This window comes from Piscinibacter defluvii, from assembly GCF_004011805.1.
In the GTDB taxonomy this organism is placed as follows: domain Bacteria; phylum Pseudomonadota; class Gammaproteobacteria; order Burkholderiales; family Burkholderiaceae_C; genus Piscinibacter; species Piscinibacter defluvii.
In genome coordinates this window covers 1-2,317 of sequence record NZ_RCHJ01000091.1, presented here as the reverse complement: position 1 = coordinate 2,317, position 2,317 = coordinate 1, and the positions used below count along the sequence as shown (strand labels likewise).

General features: G+C 62.1%; 4 protein-coding genes. All 4 read left to right on the top strand.

The window, feature by feature from the left end; all coding sequences use genetic code 11:
* Positions 1 to 65: 65 nt before the first annotated feature.
* The 4 genes from D9C15_RS33835 (at position 66) to D9C15_RS32960 (ending at position 2,177) form a co-directional block, all read left to right on the top strand.
* Complete coding sequence (locus tag D9C15_RS33835) at positions 66 to 506, top strand: hypothetical protein (RefSeq protein WP_128003687.1); 441 nt, start codon at positions 66 to 68, stop codon at positions 504 to 506.
* Positions 507 to 629: 123 nt separating this feature from the next.
* On the top strand, positions 630 to 947 hold the full coding sequence (locus D9C15_RS32970; RefSeq protein WP_128003686.1) for a DUF7716 domain-containing protein: 318 nt from the start codon (positions 630 to 632) through the stop codon (positions 945 to 947).
* Between the two features lie 358 nt (positions 948 to 1,305).
* Positions 1,306 to 1,593, top strand: a complete 288-nt coding sequence (locus tag D9C15_RS32965; protein WP_128003685.1) for a hypothetical protein — start codon at positions 1,306 to 1,308, stop codon at positions 1,591 to 1,593.
* A gap of 212 nt (positions 1,594 to 1,805) precedes the next feature.
* Positions 1,806 to 2,177 carry a cupin domain-containing protein gene (locus tag D9C15_RS32960; RefSeq protein ID WP_128003684.1) on the top strand — a complete coding sequence of 124 codons (372 nt, stop codon included), beginning with the start codon at positions 1,806 to 1,808 and terminating at the stop codon, positions 2,175 to 2,177.
* Positions 2,178 to 2,317: the final 140 nt, after the last annotated feature.

Genomic DNA, 2,317 nt, shown 5'->3' with positions numbered 1-2,317 from the left:
CGTCGCGCGGGCCAAGCGCCAACCCGGCAGCTGCGCCTCAGCTCAAACGTTAGGCCTCATACCCCATGCCCATCGACACTTCAGGAAAGTGGTGGAAGGGTTCAACACCCGAAGACATCGCCGAGTACCTGCAGGCGCTCTCGTCTGGTAGCTACGCCGCAACTGAGTTCAGGCTGTCACGCTGTCGATGTGGCGGAGTCGTCTTCCGCCTGGAGGTCGAGCAAGACGAAGGCGTTGCCAAACGAACTTGCTCCAACTGTGGTGCCGAGCATCTAGTTTGCGACAGTGCCGAGAACTACGAGGAAGGCATGAAGATGAAGAAGTACAAGTGTGTCTGCAAGGCTACCCTTGCCAATGTCGGAGTCAGCTTCTCCTTGTACGAAGAAGGCAAAGCCATTCGTTGGCTTTGGGTCGTTCACCGCTGCGTGAAGTGCGGTGTCCTGGGCTCAATGGCGGAGTGGAAGGTCGGCTACGAACCATCGCTCCACCTCCTGAATGAGGCCTAACCCTTCGCTCGAGCGGACCTCCACCGGCATGGCGCTTGGGCCGCAAGGCCGTGCTGTCTATCATCGACCTTGCGGCCCAAGCGCCATGCCGGTGGTGTCCGCTCAGCTCAAACGTTAGGCCTCATGTCCAAGCGACTGCGCGACATCATCGCAGAGCTCGAATCCACGGACGCTTCGCTATGCATCGTCGCAAAGCGACCGTGGCAACCCGACTCCGAGGCACTACTTGTTCGCCTCACGGAGGACTATCGAGTCCCCCGTGACACGCTGGCACAGGGCTACGAGTACTTCCTCGAGGTTTCGGTAGCCCTCGACGAAGTACTGAATGATCTGGGTTCCGTGCTCTCAATCGAGCAACGCATGCGCGCCGTTCTGTACTACGCCGAACACGATGCGTATCCGGAATGGCTCTCAAACCTGCGCAATCCCTACAGAGGTTGAGGCATCCGTGGCCGAGGCGGCTGCGAGCCCGGTGCCTCTCGCCAGCGCTGGTCCCGCGTGTGGCTAATCACCGCGCATTGGCTCCGGGAGAATGAGGCCTAACCCTTCGCTCGAGAGGGACCTCCGCCGGCAAGGCACTTGGCCCGCGAAGCGGTGTGGTTCATCATCCGCCTCGCGGGCCAAGCGCCTTTCCAGCTCCGGCCCCTCAGCTCAAACGTTAGGCGTCGCAGGCAACCGCAGTGCCGCTCCGCCACTGCCGAGTAAACGCCAAAGCCGTTCTCGCGTTAGCCCCGGAGGGGACCAACGCGGCGTTCGCGTGTCGTGGTTCTTGGGCCAACCAACCTCCTCCGAGCCGAACATGAACTTCATCCGCATCTTGGCGCCATCAGCGCTTGCCCTCGCCTGCACCGTCGCCGCCGCTCAGGACGCTCGCGAACGAGGCTTCATCCGGAAGGGCATGAACGAGGGTGAGGTCATGTATCGCATCGGCAAGCCCGATCACGAGGCCTTCGTCAACGACGTCAAGGGCAAGCCCGAAGAGAAGACCTGGACCTACTTTCCTCACTCTCGCGACCCACAAACCCTGACCATCATCACCTTGCGAGCTGGCGTCGTCACCGAAATCGAGCGCAAGGTCTCTCGGTAAGCTCTGGCACGAAGGCGACGCCTAACCCTTCACTCGAGGCGACCCTCCACGGCTTGGCACTTGGACCGCGAGCCGTTGTGGTCCATCATCCGCCTCGCGGCCCAAGCGCCAATCCGCGGCGGTCGCCTCAGCTCAAACGTTAGGCCTCGCAATCCCCACGGGCGCGCTGCATCCACCGCTCCATGGCAGACTGCTCGCTGGAGGTACTTCAAATGCCTGAGCCCCTATCCCCTGCCCGCGTCGCCGAGAGCCTGACTGAGCTTTGGTCACCACGTGTAGTGGCCGAGTTGGACGACTCCTTCGTCAAGGTCGCCAAGGTGCACGGAACCCTTGCTTGGCACAGCCACGAGCATGAGGACGAACTGTTCTACATCCTCAAGGGCTCACTCGCCATCGAGATGGAAGACCGAACGGTGATCCTCCAGGAGGGCGAAACCTTCGTGGTCCCCAAGGGCGTTCGCCACAACCCGATCGCTGAGCACGAGTGCCACATCATGCTCATAGAGCGCAAGAGCACCCTACATACGGGCAACGAAGTCACGTCAAAGACCCGCAGCCTCTCCGAGCAGCTGCGCCCGGTCTAGCCCAGGCCGCGAGCGAGGCCTAACCCTTCGCTCGAGCGGGACCTCCACCGGCAAGGCGCTTGGCCCACGAGGCGGTGTGGTTCATCATCCGCCTCGCGGGCCAAGCGCCTTCCCGGCTACGGCCCCTCAGCTCAAACGTT

What these genes read in the sequence shown, in the direction of transcription:
- D9C15_RS32965 (WP_128003685.1), top strand. Translation starts at nt 1,306, where the DNA reads ATGAACTTCATCCGCATCTTGGCGCCATCAGCGCTTGCCCTCGCCTGC.
- D9C15_RS32960 (WP_128003684.1), top strand. Translation starts at nt 1,806, where the DNA reads ATGCCTGAGCCCCTATCCCCTGCCCGCGTCGCCGAGAGCCTGACTGAG.
- D9C15_RS33835 (WP_128003687.1), top strand. Translation starts at nt 66, where the DNA reads ATGCCCATCGACACTTCAGGAAAGTGGTGGAAGGGTTCAACACCCGAA.
- D9C15_RS32970 (WP_128003686.1), top strand. Translation starts at nt 630, where the DNA reads ATGTCCAAGCGACTGCGCGACATCATCGCAGAGCTCGAATCCACGGAC.